Annotated in this window: 23 protein-coding genes; 6 read left to right on the plus strand and 17 right to left on the minus strand. The window is 69.0% G+C overall.

The genetic code is table 11. The features are described from left to right. Nucleotides 1-163 precede the first annotated feature (163 nt). Nucleotides 164-2,209, plus strand: a complete 2,046-nt coding sequence (locus ABD817_RS09055) for a hypothetical protein (RefSeq protein ID WP_344916973.1) — start codon at nt 164-166, stop codon at nt 2,207-2,209. A 102-nt stretch (nt 2,210-2,311) separates the two neighbouring features. Here the strand turns inward: ABD817_RS09055 and ABD817_RS09060 are convergent, their stop codons facing one another. The 10 genes from ABD817_RS09060 to ABD817_RS09105 all read right to left on the minus strand — a co-directional run bounded on the left by ABD817_RS09060 (nt 2,312) and on the right by ABD817_RS09105 (nt 11,425). Continuing rightward, on the minus strand, nt 2,312-2,875 hold the full coding sequence (locus ABD817_RS09060; protein ID WP_344916975.1) for a TetR/AcrR family transcriptional regulator: 564 nt from the start codon (nt 2,873-2,875) through the stop codon (nt 2,312-2,314). Then, on the minus strand, nt 2,868-3,704 hold the full coding sequence (locus ABD817_RS09065) for an alpha/beta fold hydrolase (protein WP_344916977.1): 837 nt from the start codon (nt 3,702-3,704) through the stop codon (nt 2,868-2,870). The genes ABD817_RS09060 and ABD817_RS09065 overlap by 8 nt, the downstream gene beginning before the upstream one ends. Before the next feature lie 315 nt (nt 3,705-4,019). After that, nucleotides 4,020-4,655: a phenazine biosynthesis FMN-dependent oxidase PhzG gene (phzG, locus tag ABD817_RS09070; RefSeq protein ID WP_344916979.1), complete on the minus strand. Its 636-nt coding sequence runs from the start codon at nt 4,653-4,655 to the stop codon at nt 4,020-4,022. Then, nucleotides 4,648-5,475, minus strand: coding sequence for a PhzF family phenazine biosynthesis protein (locus ABD817_RS09075; protein ID WP_344916982.1), 828 nt, complete (start codon nt 5,473-5,475; stop codon nt 4,648-4,650). The genes phzG and ABD817_RS09075 overlap by 8 nt, the downstream gene beginning before the upstream one ends. Before the next feature lie 64 nt (nt 5,476-5,539). Beyond that, on the minus strand, nt 5,540-7,408 hold the full coding sequence (locus tag ABD817_RS09080) for an anthranilate synthase family protein (protein ID WP_344916984.1): 1,869 nt from the start codon (nt 7,406-7,408) through the stop codon (nt 5,540-5,542). After that, nucleotides 7,405-8,028 carry an isochorismatase family protein gene (locus ABD817_RS09085; RefSeq protein WP_344916987.1) on the minus strand — a complete coding sequence of 208 codons (624 nt, stop codon included), beginning with the start codon at nt 8,026-8,028 and terminating at the stop codon, nt 7,405-7,407. The genes ABD817_RS09080 and ABD817_RS09085 overlap by 4 nt, the downstream gene beginning before the upstream one ends. Before the next feature lie 40 nt (nt 8,029-8,068). Next, nucleotides 8,069-8,350 carry a hypothetical protein gene (locus ABD817_RS09090; protein ID WP_344916989.1) on the minus strand — a complete coding sequence of 94 codons (282 nt, stop codon included), beginning with the start codon at nt 8,348-8,350 and terminating at the stop codon, nt 8,069-8,071. Nucleotides 8,351-8,476: 126 nt separating this feature from the next. After that, a complete protein-coding gene (locus ABD817_RS09095) occupies nt 8,477-9,046 on the minus strand; it encodes a PhzA/PhzB family protein (protein ID WP_344916991.1) in 570 nt (189 codons plus the stop codon). Between the two features lie 75 nt (nt 9,047-9,121). Further along, nucleotides 9,122-10,963, minus strand: coding sequence for an asparagine synthase (glutamine-hydrolyzing) (gene asnB, locus ABD817_RS09100; RefSeq protein ID WP_344916994.1), 1,842 nt, complete (start codon nt 10,961-10,963; stop codon nt 9,122-9,124). Between the two features lie 270 nt (nt 10,964-11,233). Beyond that, nucleotides 11,234-11,425, minus strand: coding sequence for a hypothetical protein (locus ABD817_RS09105; RefSeq protein WP_344916996.1), 192 nt, complete (start codon nt 11,423-11,425; stop codon nt 11,234-11,236). A 793-nt stretch (nt 11,426-12,218) separates the two neighbouring features. On the opposite strand from ABD817_RS09105, the gene ABD817_RS09110 reads away from it, so the two are divergent. Beyond that, complete coding sequence (locus ABD817_RS09110) at nt 12,219-13,187, plus strand: methyltransferase (RefSeq protein ID WP_344916998.1); 969 nt, start codon at nt 12,219-12,221, stop codon at nt 13,185-13,187. Nucleotides 13,188-13,215: 28 nt separating this feature from the next. Here ABD817_RS09110 and ABD817_RS09115 read toward each other — a convergent pair whose 3' ends face one another. Continuing rightward, the gene (locus tag ABD817_RS09115; RefSeq protein WP_344917000.1) at nt 13,216-13,692 is read right to left on the minus strand and encodes a DUF488 family protein, N3 subclade; all 477 of its coding nucleotides are present in this window, start codon (nt 13,690-13,692) and stop codon (nt 13,216-13,218) included. Between the two features lie 77 nt (nt 13,693-13,769). Next, on the minus strand, nt 13,770-14,165 hold the full coding sequence (locus ABD817_RS09120) for a RidA family protein (RefSeq protein ID WP_344917265.1): 396 nt from the start codon (nt 14,163-14,165) through the stop codon (nt 13,770-13,772). A 137-nt stretch (nt 14,166-14,302) separates the two neighbouring features. Here ABD817_RS09120 and ABD817_RS09125 point away from each other — a divergent pair, with 137 nt between their 5' ends. Further along, nucleotides 14,303-15,277 carry a helix-turn-helix transcriptional regulator gene (locus tag ABD817_RS09125; protein WP_344917002.1) on the plus strand — a complete coding sequence of 325 codons (975 nt, stop codon included), beginning with the start codon at nt 14,303-14,305 and terminating at the stop codon, nt 15,275-15,277. 128 nt (nt 15,278-15,405) lie between these two features. On the opposite strand, the gene ABD817_RS09130 is transcribed toward ABD817_RS09125, so the two are convergent. Further along, nucleotides 15,406-15,705: a nucleoside triphosphate pyrophosphohydrolase gene (locus tag ABD817_RS09130; protein ID WP_344917004.1), complete on the minus strand. Its 300-nt coding sequence runs from the start codon at nt 15,703-15,705 to the stop codon at nt 15,406-15,408. 139 nt (nt 15,706-15,844) lie between these two features. Between ABD817_RS09130 and ABD817_RS09135 the strand changes: the two genes are divergently transcribed. Both ABD817_RS09135 and ABD817_RS09140 read left to right on the plus strand, forming a co-directional pair. After that, nucleotides 15,845-16,858: an HNH endonuclease gene (locus tag ABD817_RS09135; RefSeq protein WP_344917006.1), complete on the plus strand. Its 1,014-nt coding sequence runs from the start codon at nt 15,845-15,847 to the stop codon at nt 16,856-16,858. 81 nt (nt 16,859-16,939) lie between these two features. Next, nucleotides 16,940-17,869 carry a phosphotransferase enzyme family protein gene (locus tag ABD817_RS09140; RefSeq protein ID WP_344917008.1) on the plus strand — a complete coding sequence of 310 codons (930 nt, stop codon included), beginning with the start codon at nt 16,940-16,942 and terminating at the stop codon, nt 17,867-17,869. On the opposite strand, the gene ABD817_RS09145 is transcribed toward ABD817_RS09140, so the two are convergent. Continuing rightward, entirely contained in the window at nt 17,863-19,242 is a 1,380-nt protein-coding gene (locus ABD817_RS09145; protein WP_486389318.1) for an NsdA family TPR-like regulatory protein, read from the minus strand. The genes ABD817_RS09140 and ABD817_RS09145 overlap by 7 nt on opposite strands. Nucleotides 19,243-19,515: 273 nt before the next feature. On the opposite strand from ABD817_RS09145, the gene ABD817_RS09150 reads away from it, so the two are divergent. Beyond that, the gene (locus ABD817_RS09150) at nt 19,516-19,983 is read left to right on the plus strand and encodes an ATP-binding protein (RefSeq protein WP_344917012.1); all 468 of its coding nucleotides are present in this window, start codon (nt 19,516-19,518) and stop codon (nt 19,981-19,983) included. A 185-nt stretch (nt 19,984-20,168) separates the two neighbouring features. On the opposite strand, the gene ABD817_RS09155 is transcribed toward ABD817_RS09150, so the two are convergent. From ABD817_RS09155 to ABD817_RS09165, 3 genes are all read right to left on the minus strand, one after another. Then, on the minus strand, nt 20,169-21,320 hold the full coding sequence (locus ABD817_RS09155) for an HNH endonuclease (RefSeq protein WP_344917014.1): 1,152 nt from the start codon (nt 21,318-21,320) through the stop codon (nt 20,169-20,171). A gap of 120 nt (nt 21,321-21,440) precedes the next feature. Continuing rightward, nucleotides 21,441-21,755 (minus strand): hypothetical protein, encoded by a 315-nt coding sequence (locus ABD817_RS09160; protein WP_344917016.1) that lies wholly within the window; start codon nt 21,753-21,755, stop codon nt 21,441-21,443. A gap of 202 nt (nt 21,756-21,957) precedes the next feature. Next, complete coding sequence (locus ABD817_RS09165; protein WP_344917018.1) at nt 21,958-24,378, minus strand: lamin tail domain-containing protein; 2,421 nt, start codon at nt 24,376-24,378, stop codon at nt 21,958-21,960. Nucleotides 24,379-24,520 lie beyond the last annotated feature (142 nt).

A 24,520-nucleotide genomic window follows, 5' to 3' on the forward strand; every position in this document is an offset into this window, starting at 1 on the left:
GCACGCGCCGAGGAGGATCCCGTCCTCCTCAACGACCTCCTGGCCGCCGACCCGCACACATCGTTCCGGCGGGAAGGGGCGGCCGGGATATGACACGGGCAGCGAGAGCGGCCGGGAAGAGCGACCCGGTCTGGTCACGGCGACATGACTACGGAGGTTCACGGTGCGGACGCATTTCGATCCTGACGAGGTCGAGGAGTTCGAGTCGGTGAAGGACCTGCTGGTCCGCCGCTGCCTCGCCTGGGCGGGTGAGCACGGCATGCGGGCCGACGAGGCGATGCTGGCGGCGGCCCTGGACGCGCGGCATCGCAGCCGCGACGGGCGGCTGGCCTGCTGGGACGCGCGGCAGGTGCGGCGTTTCCTGCTGGAGTGGATTCCCCGGCACCTCGCGGCCGAGCGGGATGTCCTCGCCACCGCGCCGGAAAGCCTGCTGACGCTCCTGCGCTACCTCGCCGCGTCCGGTCTGCGCGACCCTCGGGGCGCCTCCCCGGCGGAGCTGGAGGCGGCCGTCGCCGAGGCCGAGGCGGAGTATCCGGCGGCACTGGCCGACCCTACCCGGCAGGGCATCGGGAAGTTCTGGGCGCAGACCGCCCTCGACAACGGCATCGTCCTCGACGACGAGCGGGCCGTGGCCAGGTTCCAGCGCGATGTCGACGCGGGCCGGGTACGGTTCGACGACGACCTCCTCGACAAGCTTCTCGAAGCCGAGTTCGCCGGCACCGGACCCGACGACGAGCGGGCCTTCCCCCAGTCTCCCGTCGCCCTCCCTCCCGCCGCCGAGCTCGCCGCCGAGGCCGCCCGGAGCGAGGTCGTACGGCAGCTGACCGCCCTGACCGGCTGGGTGGGAACGGACGGGCGGCCCCTCACCAAGACCGGGAACCCCCGGCTGGCCGACGCCCGCGAGCTGGCGGCGCTGCTGGACACCGGAGAGCGGGACCTGCGGGTGCGCAGCTCCGCCGAGATGCCCCGGGTGAGCCTCCTGCTGGCGTGGGCGAAGAAGGCGGGCCTGGTGCGGGTGCGCACGGGCCGCCTCGTCCCGGTGGCCAAGGCCGGCCCCGTGCTGCGCGACCCGGAGACGCTGTGGCGGCGCGCGTTCGAGGCGGTCTTCGAGCTGGGCGCCGCGATCTGCGCGCCCACCTTCGAGGGGTCCGGTTCCTCGATGCTCGCCACGGCGTTCGACGAGCTGCTGCCCGACGTGCTGAACGCGATGTACGGCCTGCCGGCCCCGATCCCCGTGGCCCGGCTGCAGGAGACCGTATGGCTGGCCTGCCAGGAGTACTTCCTGCTCGACCCCGACGAGGACGGTTTCCGCCAGGACGTCTGGCGCCGCCAGGTCGAGAGGGATCTGCTCACGGTGTTCGACACCCTTTCCAGCCTCGGTGTCGTCGAGGCGAGCCACGGCGTGCCCGACGAGCTCTACTCCAGCGACCTGCGTCCCGGCGTTCTCGGTGAGTTCGGTGAGCTCACCGAGGACGACCTGCCGTTGCCGCCCGAAGCACGCGCCCGGCTCCTGCCGCGCCTGGCGGAGCCGGGCCCGCTGGTACGGCTCACGCCCCTGGGCACCCGAGCCGTGCGGGAGCGGCTGCTCGCCGACGGGCGGGACGCCCCGCTGCTCGGGGAGCTGGCGGACGCCGAGGCGGGCGAGCTGCTGGGGGTGCTCGCCCAGCACTACACCCGGGAGACGGCGGCGGCCGAGCTGGACGGCTGGCTGGCGGCGCACGAGGGTGACGTCGAGCCGCTCCTGGACGCCGTACGCGCCTGTCCCTTCCGTACCCGCGCCTCCGCGATGCTCTCCACCCTGGTGGAGGCGCTCCCCGACGGCCGGGAGACGCGGGCGAGGCTCCGGCGTGACCCGGCGCTGGGGCCCGTCGTCCTGACCGCCCTTTTGGAGACGGGAGAGCTGCGCCCCGAGGATCTCACCGCCGACGAGCACTCACTGCTCCTCGCCGAGGGGTTGATCCTCCTGCTGGAGCTGGGCGGGCCCGAGGCCGTCGTGGAGCAGCTCCGCGAGTCGGCGGGCAGGGGCGCGCCAGAGCTCGTCGCGGAGGTGCTGGATTCGGGGCATCCCGCGCGGGCGGCCCTGGAGGAGCTGCGCGTACTGGTGTACGAGCCGATGCTGGCCAGGAACGCCCGGCTCCGTCTCATGCCGAGCCCCGCGCCCGGGTCGCGGGGCCGTCCCAGTGGCCGGGGCAGGAAGCGCAGGCACTGACCCCCCACCGAGAAGCACCGATTTTCCGGCACGCTCCACGCCTGCCAGGACCTGTCCGGCCGATCGTGCGACCATCGGGGGCGATCGGCGACGGCGGCGTTCTCAAACGGCGCGCAGGCCCCGGTCGACGAAGGCGATCAGCCACTCGAAGCTCTCGTCGACGTCGGCGCTCCATTGGAAGCCGTTGTTCGCCTGCAAGGTGGCGAAGCCGTGGGAGAGGCTGCGGAGCATGCGCAGGGCGTGGTCCACGTCGGACTCCTCGATCTCGTAGCCGCGCAGGACCGCCGCGAACGCGCCTATCGCCCGTCCGCCCTCCATGGCCAGCGGGTCGTCCGGGCCGGACGGTTCCGCGCCGATCGTCGCGGCGTACCGGCCGGGGTGCTCCAGGACGAAGGCCCGGAAGGCGCGCACCGCGGCCGCCAGGGCGTCGCGACCGGCGTACCCCTGGATCGCGCCGCCGATGGCGTCGGCGACCTCGCTCAGCGCCAGGACCGCGATGCGCCGGATGAGGTCCTCCTGACCGGCCACGTGCTTGTACAGGGACGGGGTGCGCACGCCCAGCCGCTCGGCCAGCAGACCCATCGTCAGGTTGGCGAGACCCACCTCGTCGGCGAGGGCGGCACCGGCCGCGACCACGGCCGCCGGGTCCAGACCGGCTTTAGGCACGGGCGGCGTCCGACCGCAGGAAGGCGAGAACGAGTGAGACCACCCGGTCAGGATACTGATCGTGCGGGTAGTGCCCGGCACCCTCGATCATCTCAAGGCGGCCGAGGCCGGACGGCAGGGCGTCGACGATCGCCGAGCCCTCGGCGTGCGGGTCGGCCCAGTCGGGGTCGAGTGTGCCCATCACGACCAGGACCGGACGGCGGACGTTGCCGAGTTGCGCGCCGGCGTCGGTCGGGGCGCTGCGGCCCATGCCCTGCATGGCCTTCATCCGTCCCGGCTCGCGCAGCAGGGAGTCGACACGGCCGAGTCGCTCGGCCCAGTCGGCCGGCTTCACGCCGGGGTAGGCCACGTCGAGGTACGAGCGCCAGAGCGGCACGCTGCCGAACGCGCCCGCGCCGAGCAGCCGCAGCATGCCCTGCCGCAAGCGTTTCACCCGCAGGTCTCCGAAACGGATCGACTGCTTGCGGGTGAACGGCGCCAGCTCGACGACCGCGGTGACCAGCGAGGGCTCCCGCGCCGCGGCGATGGTGGCGGCGCCGCCGGAGATCGAGTGGCCGACGAGCACGGCCGGGCCGCCCAGGTGGCGGATCACGGCGAGCAGGTCACCGGCGATGGCGGTGCGGCTCCAGTCCGGCCAGTCGGCGCTGGACTCGCCGCAGCCGCGCAGATCGACCGCGGCGACCCGGTAGCCCGCCGCGACCAGCGCCGGGATCACCGCACGGTACGCGGCGCGGCTGTCGCCCATGCCGTGTGCGAGAACGATCAGCGGGCCGGACCCCGCCACCTCGTAGGCGATCGTGCCGTCGTCAACCGCGAGATATTCGGTCATGACACCCTCCAGGCTTGGCTAACGTTGTTAGCTAAAAGCTAAAGTAATTAGCCAAGCCTGTCAACGAGACCGTCTCAGCACCCTCCACTAAGGGCGGAAGGTGCTCACCCACGTGTCCACGCCGCCCACGGTCGCGCTCCGCAGGACCACGAGCCGAGCCCCGAAGAGCAGGAACGACTCGACCGGGCGCGACGACGGCTCGCCACCGCGGTCCGCCACGAAGACGACCGGCGCGGGAAAGTCCTGTCACGCACGATCAGCCACGGGGGCCGGGTCTCGGACGCGTCGAACATGGACGAGCCCTCCGGCCGGGAATCAGGGCTGGAGCCGGACGGTCCGCCAGCCGTCCTCGGTCAGGTCGTAGCGGAGCCTGCGGTGCAACCGGGACGAGGCCGCGGCCCAGAACTCCACCGAGGTGGGTTCCAGGCGGTAACCGGCGAACCGGTCGGGCCTCGGCAGCGGTTCCCGGAGTACGGCCAGGCGCTCGGCCTCCTTCAGCACCGCCTCCGGATCGTCCAGGGGGTCGCTCTGCCAGGAGACGGTGGACATGGGGTGCAAGGGGACGGGCCTCGCCGCCCAGAGCAGGTCGGCCTCGGCCGCGCCGAGCCGTACGACCGGACCCGAGAAGATCAGTTGCTGGGCGGTCTCCCGCCAGTAGAGCAGTCCGGAGGCCCAGCCGTTCTCGGCGACCTCCCGGCCCTTCTGGCTGGTGGCGTGGGTGATGAAGAGCAGGCCGCGCCGGTCGAGCTCCTGCACGATCACCGTCCGGCTGGAAGGATGGCCTCGGCTGTCGGCGGTGGCCAGGGCGAGCGCCATGGGCTCGCGCACGCCGGCGTCGACGGCGGTCGCCAGCCATCGGCCCGCCAGCTCCAGCGGCTCGGGCGGCGGGCGGTCGTACTCCGGGAAGTCCAGGTCCGTGGAGCCCGTGAGACTTTCGTATCGGCTAGACAAGGATCACCCCTCTGGCCACGGGGGCGGCGGCGCCGGAGACCAGGGTCCGGCCGCCCTCTTCCGCACGGGCCCGCATCAGGGAGGGGCGGCCCATCTCGACGCCCTGGTGGATCTCGATCCACGTGCCGAACCCGACGCGGCCGTGCCGTCCCAGGTGCAGGGCGAGCGGGCCCGCGGCGGAGCCGGTGGCCGCGTCCTCCTGCACCCCGTACGCCGGGGAGAACATGCGGCTGCGCCAGGACGTCCCCGATCCGGTGAAACAGTTGGTCGCCATGTCCTCGAAGGCCGCCAGCGCCCGGTGGTCGGGGCGGAGCCCGGCCAGCGCCTCGACGTTCGGCAGGCCGACGAAGACGTGGCGCGGCCCGTTGACGTAGATCTCGACCGGGAGGGTGGAGCCCTCCAGCCCCAGCGCCGCCAGCAGCTCCTCCTCCCGCTCGAACCTTGAGAAGGTGGGGGTCGGCTGCTCCATCGTCGCCGCGACCACCGCGCCGCCCTCGCGCACCAGGTCGAAGGGGATGACGCCCATCTTGGTCTCCAGCCGCAGTCGATCGCCGTCGAAGAACTCGCCGAGGGCGACCGCGGTGCCCAGCAGCGGATGGCCCGCGAAGGGCAGCTCGTTGACCGGGGTGAAGACGCGGACGCGGTAGTCGCCGTCCTCGCGGGCGGGCAGGACGAAGGTCGTCTCGGAGAGGTTCATCTCCTTGGCGATGGCCTGCATGCGACCGGCGGTCAGGTCCTCGGCGTCGAAGAGGACGGCGACCGGATTGCCGGACAGCGGGGTGTCGGTGAAGGAGTCGACGACCACGTAGGAATGCGTCACGAGACCTCCTTCGCCGGCCCCGTGACGAGGTCGCGGCGTTCGCGGACGACCTCGGCGAGCTCGGTCATGATGTCATCGCCCTTCTGATCAGGGAGGAGAGGACGCGCGGGCCGTTGCGGGTGAGCACCGACTCGGCGTGGAACTGGATCGAGGCGAAACGCGCACCGCGCAGGGCGTGGATCTCGCCGTTGTCCGGATCGAGGCAGAGCTCCACGTCTCCCCTCGCCTCGGTGTCCGGGCAGGCGGCGAAGGTGTTGTAGAAGCCGACGCGCTCGGTGGCCCCGAACAGGTCGATCGTGCGCGGCGCTCCCTGGTTCGGTACGGCACGGCGGCACAGGGGGAAGCCGAGCACCCCGCAGAGCACCTGGTGGCTGAGGCACACGGCGAGGAAGGGGGTCTGGCCGTCCAGGAGCTCGCGAACCGTCCGGTCCAGGTAGGCGATCTTGGGGTGGGTGAGGTCGCGGGGGTCGCCCGGCCCGGGGCCGAGCACGACGAGGTCGTGGCCGCTCAGGCCGGGGTCGTCGTCGTAGCGGCGGACGGTGACCGCCATGCCCAGGGAGCGGAGCTGGTGGTCGAGCATGGAGGTGAAGGTGTCCTCCGCGTCGACGATCAGCGTGCGCACCCCGGTGAGGTCCCGGCCCTCCGCGTCGCCGTACCCGAGCCAGAAGCCGGAGATGTCGCTGTTGCGGCGGGCCAGGGCCGCGCGGACGTCGGGGTGGCGGCCGAGCCGCGTCCTGGTGCCGGGGGCGAGGGCGGCCAGCAGCCCGGCCACCTTGGCACGGGTCTCGGCGATCTCCGACACCGGGTCGGAGTGGCGCACGAGGGTGGCGCCCACCCCGATCCTCGTCTCGCCGCGGGCGTCGATCTCCGCGGTGCGGATGAGGATCGCCGAGTCGAGCGTCCGCGCGCCGGTGGCGTCGCGGCCGATCAGGGCCATGGCGCCGCTGTAGTAGCCCCGGCTGTGCGGCTCGTAGCGCTCGATGACGCGGCAGGCGTTCTCCAGCGGGCTGCCGGTGACGGTCGGGGCGAACATGGATTCGCGCAGGATGTCACGGACATCCCAGTCGCTCGTGCCCTCGATGTAGTACTCGGTGTGCGCCAGGCGCGACATCTCCTTCAGCCTCGGGCCCGCCACCCGCACGCCGGGCGCGCAGAAGCGGGTCATCATCTTCAGCTCCTCGTCGAGGACCATGTAGAGCTCCTCCGACTCCTTGCGGTCGGCCAGGAAGTCCATGAGGTCGCCGAGCGCGGGACCGGTGGGCGGATAGCGGTAGGTGCCGCTGATCGGGTTCATCGTCGCCACGCCGTCGCGCAGCGTCAGATGCCGCTCGGGGGTGGCGCCGACGAAGGTGCGCTCCCCGGTGTGGACGAGGAAGGTCCAGTAGGCGCCCGACTCCATCGCCAGCAGCCTGCGGAAGAAGGCCAGGGCGTGGGCGGGCGTGTAGTCGTCGATGGTGGTGACGAAGGAGCGCTTGATGACGAAGTTGGCCCCCTCGCCCTCACCGATCGCCTCCTTGAGCACCCGGCGGACGATCTCGGCGTACTGGTCGTCCGAGACGTCGAACTCGCCGCCCGTGGTGGAGATGAGCCGGTCGGGAAGGCCGGTGAGCGCCTGACCGGCCGAGATGACCTCCTGATCCGTCACCTTCATCGCCAGCAGGGGCGCGCCGTCGTCGGAGCAGGCGTAACCGCGCTCGCGGATCTGCCGGAACGGAATGATCGCCAGCACCTCGTGCCACGGCCGCTCCCGGGCGGGCGCCCGGTCCTCCAGGGGCAGATCGGCCAGGCGCGCCATCTCGATCACCTCGCCCAGCAGCACGTCGACCGTGCCGGGCTCACCGGGCGCGCCGGCCGAGCCGGGCGCGCCGGACTCCGGCCGGTGCAGCAGGGCGAAGGCGGGGGCCTCGCACAGGCGGTCCAGGAGGTCCGTCACGGCCAGGTCTCCTTCACGGTGAGCAGTACGGCGCAGCGTTCGGCGGCGTAGGTCAGGGCCAGCCGGTGGTAGCCGGGCGAGAAGTCGGCCACCGCGTCGGCGACCAGGAAGGTCTCCAGGTCGTGGGTGAAGGATTCGACCGCCGTCATGAGGACGCCGACGTGGGCGTACACGCCGCAGACGATCAACTGGTCGCGCCCGGCGGCACGCATCCGCTCCAGCAGGTCGGTACGGGCGAAGGCGCTGTAGCGGAACTTGGTGAACTCCCAGTCACCCGGCGCCGGGGCGAGTTCGTCGGCCATCAGCCGGTCCTCCGGGGCGCGGCGCATGCCGGGTCCCCAGAAGTCCTTGAGCAGGCCGCGTTCCTCGTCGGTCATCGAGCCCGGCTGGGCGGTGTAGGCGACGGGCACGCCCAGCGCGGCGCTCTGCTCGCGGAGCCGGGCGACGGCCCCGACGAGTTCCTCGCGCATCGACGGAGGGAAAGGCTGGAGGAAGTACCGCTGCATGTCGTGAATGAGCAGGACCGCGCGCGCCGGGTCGGGAGTCCAGCGGGCGGTGTTGGAGGGCAGGTCTCCCGTCGTGGGCAACGAGTAGGGGGTGATCGGGGGGATCCCGGGCATGATCGTTCTCCTTCGAGGGTCCGGTGAAGGGCCCGGGGCGTCAGTCGCTCCAGGCGGAGATGACCTGTACGGCCTGCCAGAGGGGGAGGCGGGGGGCGCGCGGCGTGGCGTCGCGCTCCCCCGCCCGGTCGAAGCGGCTCTCATCGGTGACGCACTCGGTGACGCCGTCCGGGGTGCCCTCCAGGTGGCGCCCGCCCGGCACGCCGACGGCGCGGGCCACCCGGTTGGCGGCCCCGGACGGCAGGCCGACGCGTAGGACGTCCGCCCGTGGAACCAGGGCCCGCCCGCCATCGTCCCTCGGTGGGTACGCCGCGCACGTCACCCGCCCGTACCGGCGCTGGACGGCCGACCGGCACCTCGGTCACCCGGCGGACCCGCGCGGGATCGTCCCGGACCGGCCGCCATGGCGCGGCGCCGAGCCGGATGTCCGCCATCGTCCGAGCTCCGCTCAGGTCGGGATGCCCTCGCGTTTGACCTGCGGCACCGGGATGCCGAGCGCGCGCAGCTGCTCGAACGGGTTCATGAACTCGCGCTGCCGCTTGATGAGGCCGTCGACGAGCTCGAAGGAGTGCAGGAAGTGGTTCTCGTATCGTCCTTCCGGGTAGCCGGGGAACCGGATGGCCCCGGCCCCGTCGCACTCCACCCAGAAGAAGTTCGGATCCTGCGTCTCGAAGATCTGGATGTTGGTCCACACCCAGTCGGGAAAGCATTCCAGCGACCAGACCGCGTGCGCCGCGAGCCGGTCTTTCCCGCTGGTGGCTATGGGCTTTCCGGTGTCGTTCGTCCAGAGGCCACCGACGCCGTCGTCGGTGAACAGCAGGTGGCGCCTGAGCCGGTCCTGACCGGTCGTGTTCATGTACTTCTCGACCGTGGCCCGGTTTTTCCGGCGAAGTTCGGCGTGCTCGTCATTCCACATGACTTTCCCTTTCTCTACCGATTGACTGCGGTGCTTGTCGGAGATCGGAACCTTGCGGTGGTGCGGCCTCCTGTCGCGATCGCCGTGGTCCGCGACGACCACGCGATCGCCCGCCTCCGGTGGTCGGTCCGGACATCGCCTCCGACGTTTCGAGCGGCGATCGGCCGGCCCGAGGTGTCAGAGCAGCCGGAGCCGGGGGCGGTAGATGTCCAGCCAGGTGCTCAGATCGAGGACTCGCTCGATACCGTTGCGGACGTAGATCGGCATCGTGGCCGGGTCCTGCCGCGCGACATCGTCCAGCCAGCCGCGGTCGACGAGCTCGAACACCGGATCGTCGGTCGTGAGGAGTTCCTTGGCCTGCTGCAGCAGGGCGCTGGTGTAGAGCGGGTCTCGCGTGGCCGGGTAGGGGGCTTTCACCCGATACAGCACCGACTGGGGAAGCAGGTCGGCGCTCGCGGCGCGGAGCAGGCTTTTCTCCCTGCCGTCGAAGGCCTTCAGCGACCACGGGGTGTTGTAGACGTACTCCACGAGCCGGTGGTCGCAGAAGGGGACCCGGACCTCCAGCCCGACGGCCATGCTTATCCGGTCCTTGCGCTCCAGGAGCATTCGGACGAACCGCGTCAGATGCAGGTAGGAGATCACCCGCATCCGCCTCTCGTGGTCGGTCTCACCGTCGGCCCGCTCGACCTCGGCGACCGCGCCGGCGTACTGGTCGCGGATATAGCCGGGCAGGTCGAGGGCGGCGGTGAGCTCGGCGTTGAACCGGTCGGATACCTGGGCTCGCGCGCCGGTCACGAAAACGGCCGTCCACGGAAAGGTGTCCGCTGCCTGTGTCTCGGGCTGGTGGAACCAGCTGTACCCGCCGAAGACCTCGTCGGAGGACTCCCCGGACAGGGCGACCGTGGAGTGCTCACGAATGGCTTTGAACAGCAGGTACAGCGAGGCGTCCATCTCACCGAGGCTGAACGGGCTGTCCCGCGCGGTGATCACCGTACGGCGCATCGCCGGATCGGCCAGCTCGGAATGCTTGAGCATGATGTTCTGGTGCCGCGAGCCGACGTGCTCGGCCACCTCACGCGCGTAGGGGGCGTCCGGCGTGCCGCGCAGGTGGTCGCCGACGAAGTTCTCCGCCTGCCCGACGAAATCCACCGCGAAGCTGCGTACCCGCTCGCCGTGCTCGGCGAGTTGTGCGGCGGCCAGCGCGGTGGTCACGCTGGAGTCCAGCCCACCGGAGAGCAGCGTGCAGCGCGGCACGTCGGCGACCAGTTGACGGCGCACGATGTCCTCGAGTAACGAGCGCACGGTGTCAACGCTGGTCTGCCGGTCATCGGTGTGCGCACGGGTCCGCAGGGTCCAATAGCGACGTTCCCGCAGACCGGCGCGATCGACGACGACCACGCCACCCGGTGCCACCTCGCGCATCCCGCACCACACCGCGCCTCCGGGCGGCTGGGTGAAGCTGAACACCGCGCGCAGGCCGTCGAGGTCGACCGCGCGGTCCGCCAGCGGGTTGGCGAGGATCGCCTTCGGCTCGGAACCGAACAGCACCCCGTCAGCGGTACCGGAGTAGTAGAGCGGCTTGATGCCCATCCGGTCACGGATCATGACGAGCTTGTCGGCCCTGGCATCCCAGACGGCGAAGGCGTACATGCCGTTGAGCCGTTCGGCGACCGCTTCGTCCCACTCCAGGTAGCCGTGCAGCACCACCTCGGTGTCGCTGCGGGTCCGGAACCGGTGGCCACGACGGAGCAGCTCACTCCGGAGCTCGTCGAAGTTGTAGGTCTCGCCGCTGTAGGTGATCGTCACCTCACCGTCGTCGGTACGCACCGACATGGGCTGGCCGCCACCTTCGATATCGATGACCGCCAGTCTTCGGTGGCCCAGCCCCGCGTGCCGATCGAGCCAGGTGCCCTCGGCGTCCGGTCCACGGCAGGCCATCGTCGCCGTCATCGCGTCGAGGTCCGCCCGGTGCCGGGTCAGATCCCGATCGAACGAGACCCAGCCAGCGATTCCACACATCGTTGTACCTTCCTACGTCTCATGCGCACGGTGCGGGACACGGGTCAAGGTTGGAGTCGATCAGTGCGCCGACCGGAACCGGCGCGCTCGTGGCGCGGCCTCTGACGCGACCGGGCCGGGTCGGCACGCGAGAACTCGACCGGCTCGGGCTCAAGCGGGCAGCCCGGCCGGGCGACCGGGCGTGACGGCGCCCAAGACGCGTGGGGAGTCGATGGTCTGGTCTTGGTCCGGTCCGGAGAGGTCTCAACGGGAGATGGGAGATGGTGGCTTTCAGGCGACTCCGGCGAGCACCGGCCGGAGCCTGCGCGGCGATGTGCCGGCGACTCGCCATCCGCTGATGTCCACCCGCGTCGTGACGCCGGTCGCCACGGTCACTCGGACGAAGACGGGACCGACGAGATAGCCAACCACCGGCAGAAGGGCTGTGATGAAGACCGATAATCCGCAGGAGATTCTCTTCATGGCAGCTCCCTAAACCAGAGGTGACGGCATGGTGGAAATAAGATGTCTTGCCGCGACGCTTGGACCCCGTTTTGCCGTCCGGATCGAAGCTGCCTGGACCCCTGCCTGTTTTTTGCCGTCCGGATCGACGTTAAGGACCACATAACACTCTGAAGGTGGCGCCTGTCAACGGTGAAAAGATCGCGGGCCGAGCGGCCGATTCGAACGCCGAATGGGAGCCGGTACTACAGCTCCAGAACCAAGGCAATTCCCGGCTTCCGGACCTGACAATAAACGGTAAATTCATGGCATTAAAGGGGTGACGAGCCACGTTCGAGGAACAGCCATACGCCGTACACATGACGGAGCGAGGGAATCCACCGACACCCCCTCTCGGATTCTCGACATATCCAGGGCGTCACCCTTCGCACCGCAGGACGTCCATGAAGGAAATCAAGGCCCTCCGTGAGCGTTCGACGTCAGATGGTGACGGCGGCGGCGGTGAGCCCAAGCTGTTCCTTCTACCCGCCCACCCGCCCAAGCTCAACCCCGGCGAGCAGGGCTGGGGGAACGCCGGGCACGACCATGCCGGGCGCGCTGCCGTTCACGGCGTCCATCGACTCCGGCCCACTTTCGGTGGTGACCGAGCGTGGTCACAGATGCCGAAAACCGGCAGGGACCGGCGGGGACCGAATTAGCGACCGGATTGTCATCTTCCGGCGCCTGTCCTTGATCGGTACTGTTAGGAACTCTGTCGGAAGGTCGGGAGGTCGGAATGACGGTCGACGTTCAAACGACTCGGAATGTGATTGAAATGATCACCGGGGGGTGGCGGGCGCAGGCCCTCTACACCGCGGTCAAACTCGGACTGCCGGACCATATCGAAGCCGGCCGGACCACCTGCGGCGAACTCGCCGAATCGACCGGGGCGCAGGAAGAGGGCATTCACCGCCTGATGCGACTTCTGGTGGCCATGGGCGTATTCGAGGGCAACGAGCGGACCGGTTACCGGAATACCGCTATGGGTGCGGCACTACTCGACGGCCCTCAGTCCCTACGCGACATGTGCCTGCTCCACGGCGAGGAATACTACACCGCCTGGAGTCACGCCCCCCACGCCATCAGCACGGTCAGCTCGGGTTTCGAAGTGGCCTACGGCCAGTCGTTTTACAGCTATCTCAGTCACGACAAGGACATCGCCAAGCGTTTCCAGCGCAACATGAACACCGCGAACATGTTCTTCGACCAGGTGCCGGAGATCTTCGACTTCTCCGGCAAGAAGGTCGTGGACGTGGGCGGAGGAGGCGGGCAGCTGCTCACCGCGATCCTGGGCGCCACACCGGACGCCAGGGGCACGCTCTTCGACCGCGAACACATGATGCCCGCGGCGCGGGAGCACCTGGCCGCCACGGTCGGGCTGGACCGCGTCGAATTGGTCGCGGGTGACATGTTCGAAGCCGTCCCGGCGGGCGGGGACGTCTACATCCTCTGCCGGGTGCTGGCGGGCTGGGAGGACGACGCGGTCGTCGAGGTCTTCGAGAACTGCCGGCGTGCCATGGAGGGCTCCTCGTCGCGACTGCTGGTCATCGATCGTCTTGTCGTGGACGAGGACTCCACCGTGCTGCCCGCTCTGTGGGATCTGCAGCTCCTGATGATAACCGGCGGCCAGCACCGCACCCTCGACAGGTTCACGGAGATGCTGGACCGGGCCGGTCTGGACGTCGAACGGGTCGCCGAGCTGCCCATGGAGACAACCGCCATGATCGCGGCGCCCCGTCCCTAACGCTGTGTTCCTCATGGGAATTCGCGCGTCACAGCGGGCGCAGGTGCTCGACCGTGACGTGGTGCCGCTCGGTCAGCCGCTGGGCGATCAACGAGCGGTGGCAGGCCTCGGCGTCGCGCTCGACACAGAGCAGCGCCGCGGTTCCGCCGCCCGGCAGCGCCGACACGATCGGCATGAGGTCGGCGCGGTCGAGGATCTCGGTGGTGTAGCGGCGGGCGTACTCGACGGCGAGCTCGCGGCGCGAGCGCTTGCCGACCCCGCGACGGTCGTCCTCGGCGTACTGGAGCCGGCGTAACTCGGTGGTCGGGGCGAGCTCAAGGTGGTGCTCGTAGGCGATCCCGGCATGGGCGAGGGCCGCCTGCAGCCGGCGGGAGTTCGCCCAGGCGTACTCGGGTCCGCGGACACCGCGCCGCTGGCGTACGTCGAGCAGCAGACGAACGTCCGCCTGCCGCAGTCGTCGCAGGAAGGACTCGCCGTCGAAACCGTAGACGCCGATTGTCACCATTCCGAGCACCGGAAATCACCCACCCGCCTGTTGGTCGTGCCGCCTCCGGCAGCTCTGCCGGAGGCGGCGAGGTCGCGTCACGCGACGGCTGTCCCCTCGATCTCGACCATCAGGTCGGGGATCGCCAGCCGGGTCACCCCGAGCATCGTGGTGGACGGTGCCACCCTGGCGGCGCCCAGCCGTGACGCCAGTACGCCGTAGTGCTGGAAGAGGCGATCGACGTCGGTGGTGTAGACGTTGAGCCGGACGAGGTTCGCGAGGGACATGCCCGCTTCGCCGAGCACGGCCTCCAGGTTGTCGAGGCTCAGCTCCAGCTGCGCCGCCATGTCGTCGGCGTGCTGGGGCTTGCCGTCGCCGCTCATCGCGGCCTGCCCGGAGAGGTACAGGGTCCGGGTGTGCCCGGAGACGATCTCCCCCTGGTTGTACCCCAGCTCCGTCGACCACGCCCACGGGTTGACCGCCGTTCGCTCCATTGCCACATTCGCTCCATTCGATTCGTCGACATCACGCACGTTGATCGGCTCGGTGGCCGACATCCCTTTGACCGCGCTGACGAGCCTGCCAACTAATCACGACATCTTGTGTCGTATATCTCGGTTAAAGTTCCCGCATGCGTGCCGACCGGTTGGTCTCGCTGGTGTTGCTGCTGCGGCAGCACGGTCGGCTCTCGGCGGCGGCGCTCGCCCGCGAGCTTGAGGTGTCCACTCGCACCGTGCTGCGCGACATCGAGGCGCTGTCCGCGGCCGGTGTCCCGGTCTACGCCGAACGCGGCCGGCACGGCGGTTTCGCGTTGTTGCCCGGTTTCCGGACCGAGCTCACCGGACTGAACCCCGACGAGGCCCTCGCCCTGCTGGTCGCCGGATCACGGCGCGGCGCGCAGGCGTTCGGCCTCGGCTCGGCGCTCGCCTCGGCGATGCTCAAGGTGGTCGACGCGCTCCCCGAGAGCTATCGGCACACCGCGGCCGGCGCGGCCGGGCGACTGCTCATCGACCCGGAGACCGACCTCCTCTCGCGCCGGCTGGCCGCCGAGGAGGTGCCCGACGCCGTAGCGGCCGAGGTCCTGCGCGCGGTGTTCGCCGGACACCGGCTGCGTATCCACTACGCGGCCGCGGACCAGAGCCCGCAGTGGCGCACGGTGGACCCGATCGGCCTGGTCACCGTACGTGAGCGGGGCTACCTGCTCGCCACGAGGTCCGGAGCGGACCGCACCTACCGGCTCTCTCGAATCCTGGCCGCCACGGAACTCGCCGAACCCGCCCAGCGACCGGACCGGGTCGACCTGGACCGGGCCTGGCAGGAACGCAGCACACGGTTCCGGACCGGCGGCGACCAGGTCGCCGTACTGCTACGAGTGGACCCGGCGCGACGGGAGGACCTGGTGGGCACCGCACTGGCTGTCCACTCCGAAGAGGCCGACCCGGACGGCCGACTGCGAATGGAGGTGACCTTCCAGGATCCGAGACACGCCGAATGGGCGCTGTGGCAGCTCAGCACGAACGCGGAAGCCCTGACCCCACAGTGGCTGCGCGACTCCCTGCACAACCGCGCCACCACGATCGCCACCCGCTACGGAACGCCATCCTGAGAGGTCACCTCTCACGGGCCGCCCCTGACTACTCCACACCGGCAGGCGCCAAGCGCGCCGAACGACGTACGCGCAACGCCGCCTTGTCTGTCGCTCCTGAGGCCATAGGGCCGGCTCTACCGGCACTCTCAGCCTAGGTGGAGCCGTTCGAGGAACGCGCCCCGCTCGGTTCGTTTGACCTCCGCGGCCTTCTCGATGTCCCACCACTCGTATCCGTGGACATGGGCGACGGCCCGCAGGACTTCGAGCACGTCGGCGATCTCCTCCGCCACCCCGGCCGCCGAAGCCCCGCGAAGTTCCGTCGCCTCCTCGAAAAGCTTCTCCAGCAGCGCCTCGCGATAGTCGGCGTCCCCGAGAACGGTCACCACCGGGTCACCGCCACCCGCACGAATGATCTCCGGAATCCTGTCCCGCACGAGTTTCCCCACGTCAGATCACTCCTCCATACCCACACAGCTTCCTTCGGAAGTCCCAGAGGCTACCGGGCCCCTCCTCCGTGCGCGCTTCCCTGCACGAGCGGTGAAAATAGCCTGTATTTCGGCAAATACACACCAAGGGTGGCGGCGGATGGATCTTTCTTACTGGGAGCGGAGCCCACGGTCCTCGTGGCGCATGGCCGTGTTGCTGGGAAAGAACACCCGTACCTACAAGTTCGCCCTCGGCGCCGCGCTCCTGGACGCCGCCGCCGAAGACCGGTCGGAGATCCTGCTCCGGGATCTGGCGGTGCCGTACGCGATGGAGCTGGTACGGCATCTCGGCCAGGCACCGCAGGCATCTGAGAAGGAGGAACGAGGAGAGAGGGATTTCCTCTCAGTAGCCAAGCGGGAGGCCACCGAATCGCTCAAGCTCGGCCACCCCACCGAAGAACTCCTGGCGGCGGCCATGCCGTCCATGACCGGGATGGTGATGCAGAAGTTTCACAACCTCCCCAGTGGAGGAGTGGAGGTACCGCACCGCTTCTACGAGGTGACGGGCCGCTCCCCCGGGCAGGTCGTCCGGCTGAGCAGGGAACTCCGCGACATCGCCCGGTCGGAGCAGGCCCCGACCCTGCGAGGCGAGCTGTCGGCCCGCTGGAGCATCGTGGAGACATCCTTCGCCGTCGGAATCGGCCAGAGCCTGATCGATGAGGGTGTCGCCGTGGACATGACCACCCTGCAGATCACCGACAAACAACGCCGCCGATCGGTCACGGGCGTCACGGACGCGGTCATCGGCTTCCAGCAGGGGCTCTGCATGATCTGCGCGGACCCCATCACGGTGGGCGTCGACGACATCGCCGTCGACCACGTGTTCCCTCTCTCGTTCAGGAGACTTCTTCCCTCCGGCGGCAGGGGGACGACACCCGACCTGGACGCGATCTGGAACCTGGCTCCCGCGCACGCGGAGTGCAACAACCGCAAGAGCAACCGGCTCCCCACAGAGCAGGAGACGTTCAGGCTCGCGGAGCGGAACGAAGCCATCATGCAGTCACCCCGTCCGCTCAGGAAAACCCTTGCCCTGACCTTGGAGCGCAGCGGATACAAGAACCCTCGGCCAGGCGATTGGCTCACGTTCATCCGGCAGGTGAATGCCCACTTCTAAGGCGTGGCCGATGACCACTGTCAGAGACGCGGGTCGCGGGTGCTGGAGTCGGTTCCCGGCTCAGGGGATAGCGTTCGGTTCATGACCGAGAGTCAAACGGCCGTATCGCCCGCTGATCGCCCCGGATCTCCCTTCACCCCTAAGAGCACCAAGGCCACGCTTCTGCGAGCATGTGCACGAGTCGGGCTTGAGCCGTCGAACGCTCTGCTGATCCGGCTCGGGGAGAACGCGGTCTACCGCCTGGCTTCACCCGTGGTCGCGCGCATCGGCCGGACGGCGGAACACATAGATGATGCTCGGAAGGAAGTCGCGGTAGCCAATTGGCTGGCCATCGAGGGCTTCCCCGCCGTCCGTGCGCTCCCTCTCGACCAGCCCCTCGCCGTGGACGGACGCGTTGTCACGTTCTGGGAGTCCATCTCCGAGGTCGAGGACTACGCCTCGCCCGCCGAGTTGGGCACCCTGCTCGCCAGGCTCCACACGATGGAAGCACCGGCGGGGTTACGGCTCCCCCGGATGGAGCCCTTCTCGCGGGTGGAACGCCGGATCGCGAGCAACGCCTGGTTCAGTTCCGAGGACGCCTCGTTCCTGCGCGAGCGGCTCGCTCAGCTCGGCGATGCCTACGCGGCGCTGAGTTTCGAGCTTCCCCAGGGTGTGATTCACGGGGACGCGAACGTGGGCAACGTCATCCGCGATCGTACGGGCCGCCCGGTGCTCCTCGATCTGGACGGCTTCGCCCTGGGACCTCGCGAATGGGATCTCGTCCTCACCGCGATCTACTACGACCGCTTCGGCTGGCACACCGCCCAGGAGTACGACGCCCACACACGGGCTTACGGCTTCGACGTGATGCGCTGGCCCGGATACCGGGTCCTGGGCGATGTCCGGGAGTTTCTCATGGTCACCTGGCTCGGCCAGAAGGCCGGTCAGGACGAGCGGGCCGCCTCAGAAGTACGCAAGCGGATCCGGTCGTTGAGGACCGGCGCCGGACGAGACGATTGGGAGCCCTACTGAGCCATCGTCGCCTGCTGCCACAGGGAAAAATCCGCAGCCTGTTCGTAGAAGTCTCCAAGGTGCGCGAAGGTGACCGCTGGTACGAGTCGTACCGAGAACTCGCGAAGATAGCTCGCACAGCGGGCCGAGCGTAACTGCTCGCCGACTTTCAGTGCGTCCAGTGCAACCAGGCATGCCTGCTCTACCTCCCCCGCGCCAAGGTGCGCGTCCGCGAGAACCATCGTGGCGAAGAAGTCGCTTCGCAGATACTCGCCGTCCCGGCCGGTCCTGACGCACGGGGTCACGTACTGGTTGGCCGCTGCCGGGCGTCCCAGGTCGCGAAAGCAGTGACCGAACTCGGCGGCCAGTTCGGCCTCATCGAAGTAGCCGATCCAGTCAGGGTCGTCATCGGGGTTCCGCCGCTCGAACTCCCGTGTGGCCTGAGTCAGAGCGCGATCACAGGCCGGGGCATCACCCAGGCGTGCCAGCGCTCTGGCCTCCATCGTGTGGAAGTGCGCGGTCATCGTCGGGGTGGCCACCCCCGCTGTCCCCTGGCGTGCTGCTCGGGCCAGGTTGACGGCTTCACGATATCGGCCGACGAAGGTGGCCTGGTGGCTCATGGCATCGAGAACACCGGCGGCCAGCAGCCGGTCGTCCGCTGCCTGAGCCAGGCCGAGGGCTTGGATGAAGTAGCGCTGGGCCAGAGCATGCAAGCCGCTGTCATATGACATCCAGGCGGCCAGAAGGGTGGCTTCTGCTACCGCGGAGACCAGGCGAGGACTCGTCTTTCCTGAAGTTCGACCGTCCAGAAGGCGGGTGGCGTCCGTACTTAGATAGTGGATGAAAGAACGTCGCGCATGCTCCCCTCCGAAGCGATTGTCCATCTGCGCGAACAGGTCGACCGTGACACGGAATCTCGCGATGTCGGCCTCCCCTATCCGAGCCTCTTTTTCATCGGCGGACAGCGGCATCGTAAGAAGCCAGGCCAGGGAAGCGTCACTCCATGCTCGTGCGCGGATTTGTCCGTTGAGCACGACCGATGCCTCATCGAGGTCGGCCTGCCACAGTTGCATGACCGTCTCTACTCCTTCGGCCAGCGTCTCGGGATAGGCCAATCCCAGATCCACAGGCGGCTTGGCCGAGGATGCCAGACCGGCGTCGGAGAGGGCGATCGTACGCCCCAAGGTTCGGCTCAACATCGCGATGATCAGCCCAGCGGTGTCGGTACGAGGCTGCATACCGTTCAGCCATCGGCTCACCGATGTGTGATCACAGTTGATAGGAGCTCCGGCGCTCCCCGATGAGTCTCGGACCGCTCGAGCGAACGACTTACGGGAAAAACCGGCTTCTTTAATAAGTCGGGCCAATCGGTCATTGGGTGCCTGTCCCGTCATTCCCCCTCCTCCCGAGTGCACATTTGCGCCCCCTTGCGCGCGCTACGGCAGGCCCTCAGAAAGGCGCACTCTTCTGTCGTCCAGTCAAGCGGGGATTACCGGCCCGGTCTACGGCAACGCGAAAAGAAGGGATGGCATGAACCAGTGAATCCTTCGAATTTCTGGCCGTCCATGGATGAATCTCCAAACAAAGATCCTCTTGCCTCGACGAGACGCGACGACACTCTCGCCCAGCCCTTCGACGAACGCGGCAAACCGTTAGGACGCTTCCGGATGATCGCCTGGTGCCTGCCTCCCGGCAGCGCGGCCCGGCGCGCCCGGGAGGTGTTCCGTAACCAGCTGGCCAAGCTGCCCATGGCCGCCGACGTGCTCGACGAGCTGGAGATCGTGGTCTCCGAACTGGTCACCAACGCCACCCGCTACGCCCCCGGCCCCTACGAACTCCGCCTCCTGCACGACCACGGCCTGCCCGTCCGCGCCGAGGTCGTCGACGCCGGAGCCGGAACCACCCTCATCGACCACCTCCTGCACCGCCCCCCGCCCGTCCCTCAGCGCATCGACGACCTCGAACTCGGCGGCCGGGGCCTGCGCATCGTCACCGAACTCACCCACGGACGCTGCGGCACCCAATGGACCCGCCTGTGCGGCACCGGCCAACTCGGCACCGCCGTCTGGTTCGACCTCCCCACCCAGCAACACCTGACCTCCGGGGCAGCCGGGACCGTCCCCCGATCCCCCTGACCCCGGAGCCGGTCCACGCCCACGACTCCCCCGTGCCGAGCGTGGACCGTACACAGAGGCCGGCGTCCACGGACCCGATCCCACCCTGTCCGGGACGCCGGCCTCCCCACCCCGCCGCGATGGTTCTCATGGTCACGCCGACAAACGAGCCCCTCCGACTCGGCACGGCACGGCACGGAAGAACCTCAGCTCTGCTTGGCGATGACCTGCCGGTGATAGTCCAGGTGGTCCTGGCTGATCTCGTGGTTCTCGGTGACGCGGAGTCCGCCGAGGGAGGCGCCGGATGCCGTGTCCGTCGCCGTGAGGTCCGCCTGGATGGTGATCATCCCCCGGTCGAACAGGACGTGGTGGTTGGGGCAGAGGCAGAGCAGGTTGCCGGGCTCGTCGGGGCCGTTGTGCGGCTTTCCGAGCGGGCGGATGTGGGCTCCCTCGGCGTAGAAGCCCCGGTGGAGAGTGAGACGGTCGCCGCAGATCTGGCAGTGGAAGTCGTGCGCGCGCTTGATCTGCTCGGCGAGCAGGGAGTCGCGGATGACGCGCTCCACGATGGCCTCGCGACGACTGGCCGGGGAGGACATCGCGTCCAGCCCGATCCTGGTGAGAAGCCTGTTGTGGTCGACGCCGTGGAAGTACGCGCTGAGCAGCCTCACGACGATCTGGGCTCGGACGTCCTCCCGGTCGGTGACGATCTCGTACGCCCACGGCAGCAGGCCGCTGTCCGGCTGGTGCTCTTTCATCCACTTCTGCGCGTTCCGGCCACTGGCGGCCGGTACGTCCGCGTGGCCGGGCAGGTCCCAGAGGCCGTGGTGGTGGAGCCACAGCACGGGGAACTCCGGGTTGGGGCGCTCCTCCTCGATGCCGAACTCCTCGATGAGCCGTCCGAGCTCGCGGTAGGTGCTCTCCCACCGCCGCAGGCGTGGCTTGCCCTGGGCCGCGCGGCCGATCGCCCAGAGCAGGGTCAACGGCTGGTGCCGTTTCCGCTCACCGGTCGTGGAAGACAGAGCGGGCCTGAGCGACTCGACCTTCCGCAGGAGGTCTTCGAGGGCGGGCACTTCGGCGTCCTGCCCCGGTTTCGTCACCTCGAAGCCCAGGTCGCCGAGCACCCGGGCGACGGTGGCGTTCCCACCGGAGAACTCGCCGGGACGCAGGGGCCTGCCGTCGACTCCTCGGTGCGCGACTCCGGCGATCGCCTTGGAGTCGTACCGCCTGCCATCGTGGACGAGGAAGTAGCCGATGGCGGGGCGGTAGCCGTACAGCTTGAGAAAGGCGTCACGGCCCAGCTGGTCGAACTCGGTGATGGCGGCGAGCACCATCTCACGTCGAAGCCCGGAAAGCACCACTCAATGAGCTTATATGTGGATATCACATGAGCCACTGGTAATTTCAGAAGGGCTCGTACGTCCCCGTCTCGAAGCACCCGCGAAGAGAGGGACCGACTCGGACCGGGCGGGAAGAGCCGGTCAGACCAGTTCGAAGCTGTGTTTCCCCACATGCTCAGCCGGTAGGACGCACGCGTCCTCGGTGATCGGCTCGGTGATCGAGCAGTTCGGAAGCACCAGAAACTCCCCGTGGATGTCCTCGGTACCCCAGGTCGCCCACCAGTCCGTCATCGACGACCCCTGAGCCAGAGTGACGTGCCGGCCGCGATGTCCCGCCTCCAGCGAGCACCGCATGTAGGGCTCCACGACGAGTCCGGCACACGGGAGGCTGGAGAGGAATTCCCCCTGGGCCTGAGTCAACTCGACGATGGCGGTGCAGAACGGCAAGGGAACCATGGGGTAACAGTAAGCACTGCTCCTCCAAGGTGTCTTCCGCTTGGACCGATGGCGCCGCCACGACGCCCTCCGCGCTGGTCGTCACGATGGTGTACGCCGTCCTCGTCCACCTCGTACTTGATCCGGCGACGGTGGGGCGGAACGGGAAAAGCGCCCGTCCCCGGAGGGCGGGCGCTTTTCGCGGAATCAGCGGAATCAGGGGTTACTCGTCCACCACCGGGCTGCCGGGGCGGCAGCGGGTGGGGAGGGGGTCGACGTTGCAGCCGGTGAGGATGCGGAGGACCTGGGGGTCGTGGTCGCTGGCCTGGTCGGAGAACTCGGCGTTGATGTGGACGACGCCGTAGGAGTAGCCCTTGATGGAGGGGCTGATGAGGATGTGGTCGAGGACCTGGGAGTTGCCGTCGAAGATGTAGCTGTAGCGCTGGTCGACGGGGAGGGTGTCGATCAGGGTCTTGAGGAGGGTGCCGTTCTCGGTGAGGGTCTGGAGGGTGGGGCTGAACTGGTAGTCGTTGATGTCACCCAGGACGACGACCTCGGCGCGGCCCGCGCTCTTGACGGAGAGGTCCTTGACGAAGTCGCGGACCTCGGTGGCCTGCTTGACGCGCTGGACCTCGGAGCTCCGGACCGGGGGCTGCACGGCTGCGGTCAGCGGGGCGTCGCCGCCCTTGGAGTTGAAGTGGTTGGCGACGACGAACAGCTGCTTGTCACCGTCGTAGCGGAACTCGCCGACGAGCGGCTTGCGGCTGGAGGCCCAGGCGTCGCTGGCCGGGTTGATCCGGCCGGGCGAGACCGACAGGGAGACCTGGTTGCTGGTCGGCCGCTCGCGGACGACGGAGACGGCCGTGTCGGCGTCGCCGCCGGGACGGTCGACGAACGTCACGCGCGCGGGGTTGAACAGGAACACCTGGCGGATGTTGCCGCCCGGCTCGCCGCCGTCGGTGCCGTTGTTCGGGTCGATGGAGCGCCAGTCGTACGCGGGGCCGCCCGCGGCCTGGATCGCCGCGATGAACTTCGCGACGGTCTCGTTGGCCGCGACGACGCCGTTGTTGGTGGCGCCGTTGTTGTCCTGGATCTCCTCCAGGGCGAGGATGTCGGGCTTGCCGAGGTTGGTGACGACGGCTTCGGCCAGTCGCGCGAACTTGGCGGCCGGGTTGGTGGCGGCGAGGTTCTCGACGTTGTACGTCGCGACGGACAGGTCGCCCTGCTTCTTCGGCGGGAGCACCTTCTGGCGCTTGAGGCCGCCCTCGGTGATCGCGCCGAGCTGGGTGGCCTGCAGGACGTAGCCGCCGAACGACTGGTAGTCGAGCGGGCCGGTGGTTCCGGCGGCCAGCGTGGAGCCGACGTTGGCGGCGGGCGCGCCGTTCAGTGAGAGGATCATCAGCCGGCCGCTGTTCGGGTCGTCGTAGCCCGTGTAGACGGAACCACCGCGCGGGGTCGGGTTCTGACCCGGCTTGAGTGTCACCCAGAGCTCGGAGAACTCCGTGTTGACCGGGCTGATCAGGCGGGTGTCCTGGGCGACGGTGATCCGCATGCCCTCGTGGATCTCAAGCCAGTCCAGCACGTAGGAGGACGGCTCCAGGGGCTGGGCCTCCAGGCTGCCGCTCTTGGTGAAGGCGTCGGGGAAGGAGACCGGGACGGGGGCGGGCAGCGCGTTGCCACCGTTGAGCCTGATGGTGTTGATCGTGCCGCCGAGTTCGGTGAGGGTCTGCGCGCCGGTGGCCGGACGGTACTCGGTCACGCGGCCGGAGACCAGGACGGAGTCCCCGATGACGACCGTCGGCGACGTCGAGCCGGTGAAGACGAACAGGCCCTCGCTGGTCAGGGGGTCGGCGTCGGCGGACGGGTCCTGGAACCAGAAACCGCGCGAGTTGCCCGTCAGGCGGACGGCGGTGACGACGCCCGGGACGTTCGTGACGTTCTGCCCGACGATCGGGGAGATCCGTCCCGAGCCCTGGATGTCGTGGATGCGGGTGCTGCCGGGGGTCGGGTCGCCCGGGTCGCCGGGGCCGCCCGGGTCGCCCGCGGTGACCGTGGTGCCCGCGGAGTTGGTGGCCTTCGGCACGCCGGAGACGAAGTCGGCGGCGTTGTTGTCGGTGTCGGTCAGCGCTCCGACGCGGGCGATCGCCGTGGTGTTGGTGAGCCCGGGGGCGGCGAGAGTCTCGACGTTCGCGGTCGCGCCGTAGCCGACCAGGTCCTTGACGTTCGGAGCGGTCGAACAGGAGATGCCGCAGCCCACCAGCGGGGTCTGGGTCGTGACCAGGGCGACGACGCCGGAGGTGCCCGACATGGGGATCGTGCCGGTGGCGTCGGGGGTGGGCAGGTTGACGGAGCCCGCGGCACCCGCGGCCTGCTGGACGAGGTACCTGCCGTTCGCGGGGATGCTGCCGGTCAGCCTGGTGAGCTGGAAGACGGCGCCCGCGGCCGAGGCGTACTGGACACTCCAGCCCGAGACGTCGATGGGGCTGCCGGTGGTGTTGGCCAGTTCGATGTAGTCGTTCTTGAAGATCGCTCCGGAGTTGCCGCCGCCGCCGTACACGGCGGAGATGACGACGTCGGAGGAGAGGGCGTTCGCGGTGCTGGGCAGTGCTGTCATCGTCGCCGCGACCACCAGCGGCAGACTCATGGCCGTGAGCAGCCGACGTACTCGGGGGGGTGCCACAGGAGTTTGCTCCTAGTAGATCGATAGGGGTCTCCCCAGAAGCATGGGGCTCCATCGATCGTTCCAAAAGTGGCGTTATCGTTTATTTGCCTATTCGACGGAAATG

The sequence above is a fragment of the Streptosporangium oxazolinicum genome, assembly GCF_039537505.1.
GTDB lineage: Bacteria > Actinomycetota > Actinomycetes > Streptosporangiales > Streptosporangiaceae > Streptosporangium > Streptosporangium oxazolinicum.